Annotated in this window: 2 protein-coding genes; one reads left to right on the top strand and one right to left on the bottom strand. The window is 56.5% G+C overall.

Going from position 1 to position 1718, the window contains the following annotated elements:
- Positions 1 to 241: 241 nt before the first annotated feature.
- Positions 242 to 1213, top strand: coding sequence for a DMT family transporter (locus HIJ39_RS22725; protein WP_169103308.1), 972 nt, complete (start codon positions 242 to 244; stop codon positions 1211 to 1213).
- Here the strand turns inward: HIJ39_RS22725 and HIJ39_RS22720 are convergent.
- On the bottom strand, positions 1208 to 1495 hold the full coding sequence (locus HIJ39_RS22720; protein ID WP_169103307.1) for a FliM/FliN family flagellar motor switch protein: 288 nt from the start codon (positions 1493 to 1495) through the stop codon (positions 1208 to 1210). The two genes, HIJ39_RS22725 and HIJ39_RS22720, sit on opposite strands and share 6 nt — an antisense overlap.
- Positions 1496 to 1718 lie beyond the last annotated feature (223 nt).

Here is a 1718-nt window from a genome sequence, read left to right as displayed (position 1 = left end):
CGTTGGTCGTTTGTTACGTTCGTTCATGTGGCATGATGATATAGTTTTCAAGGACCGGGCCTGTCTTGCGACAGCAACACGTATATTATCACCGCATTTAAAACCCTTCAAACCTGCCTAACCGTCAAAATCCGCGGATAGCCCGCTCATTTTCGCCAAAAATCTCGTTTTGCTTTGAGATTCGGCATTACCCTCCGTTTTCTTGCGGCATTGCGTGGGTACTCCAGTATATAATGAGACAATGAACGATCACGTGCCTGTTCCGTCACCTAAAGTTTCGCCATCCCGTCGCTTAGGAATCGCCATGGTGCTGTTCAGTGCCAGCTCGTGGGGACTCTCAGGCACTGCATCCCAAGTCCTCTTCCAACATCAACATTTGACGGCCGCCTGGCTTGTTTCAGTGCGCATGCTGTTTTCGGGGATGGTATTGGTGGGCTGGGGCATGCTAAGACGGAACCCCGCCAGCCGCGCATTGGCAGCAAATTGGCGCCGCTGGCCGCAGCTCCTTATTTTTGCCGCTTTTGGTCTGTTTGGCGTGCAATATAGCTACTTTAAAGCCATTGCTGAGGGCAATGCCGCCACGGGCACGCTGCTCCAGTACTTGGGCCCGCCCATGATGGTGGCCTACTTAGCCGTAAAAAACCGGCAGGCGCCCGACACCCGGGAGCGTTGGGCCATTGTCTTCGCCATCTTAGGCACGCTGTTGTTGGTATCCGGGGGCCACTTTGGTCGTCTGGAAGTGCCTTTGGACGCCGTTGTCTGGGGTCTGCTCTCCGCGCTGTGTCTAGCCTTTTACACGCTGTATCCGGGCTCGCTGCTTCAGACCTTCGATGCGGTCAGCGTTGTCGGGTGGGGCATGCTGCTGGGCGGCTTGGTATCGCTCAGCACCGGGGGCCTCTTTCAAGTCCATAAGGTCGCCTGGTCTTTTTCCACCGTTGCCCTGGTCGCCTTCGTGGTCTTGCTGGGCACGTTGGCCGCTTTTTTGCTATATTTGGCCAGTTTGCGCGTGCTAAGTCCCTCCGAAGCTGGCCTCTTGGCCACAGCCGAACCCGTGGCGGCCGTTACGGCATCACTCCTCTTTCTCCATGTGCACCTAGACCTCATTGCGATTTTGGGTGGGCTCGCCATCATCGTCGCCGTCATCCAACTCAGCCGCAAAAAAGCACAGGAAGCCCCGATCACGGGACTTCCCTATCCGCCCGATACGTTATAGGTCGGGGCGTTTCCCCCAAGAATCGACCACTACGCCGAACTGGTTGCCGACCAAGACCACATGCCCTTGCCCCACCAACTGTCCGTTCAACCGCAGATTGAGGGGCTCTTTCCAACTGCGATCAAGCGAGATTTGGCTGCCGATACCGAGCGCCAGCCATTGTTTCAGCGGTGCTGTATGGCCACCCAATTCCGCCGTGAATGTCAGCGACAATCCTTCGACATGGCCCAATGCTAATGCTGTATCCACGATATCCGGATCCCGCGGCTGGTTGTCCGCCATTCCCGCCTGACCTCTTTTCTTCATTGTTTCTTCTGGTATTCGTCCCCCAGCGGTGAAATCCTCTTCGGACCGAGCATACTGATGCCCTCATCCAGGCCATTGCCTCCATCGACCGTTATATATTGGCCGGTAATATAAGCAGCACCGGAGCTAGCTGGTAGGTAAAGAGGGGCCTCGGGGCTTGGCTGTGGTAGCGAGTGCCCCTTGAGCGCCCTCCTCCCCG

The sequence above is a fragment of the Sulfobacillus harzensis genome, assembly GCF_012933365.1.
Classification (GTDB): Bacteria; Bacillota; Sulfobacillia; order Sulfobacillales; family Sulfobacillaceae; genus Sulfobacillus_B; species Sulfobacillus_B harzensis.
The sequence above is the reverse complement of the archived record's forward strand: the minus strand, read 5'-3'. Positions and strand labels throughout refer to the sequence as shown.

Bases quoted from the DNA above. Each gene is read 5' to 3' on its own strand.
- HIJ39_RS22725 (WP_169103308.1), top strand. From the start codon at position 242: ATGAACGATCACGTGCCTGTTCCGTCACCTAAAGTTTCGCCATCCCGT.
- HIJ39_RS22720 (WP_169103307.1), bottom strand. From the start codon at position 1,495: ATGGCGGACAACCAGCCGCGGGATCCGGATATCGTGGATACAGCATTA.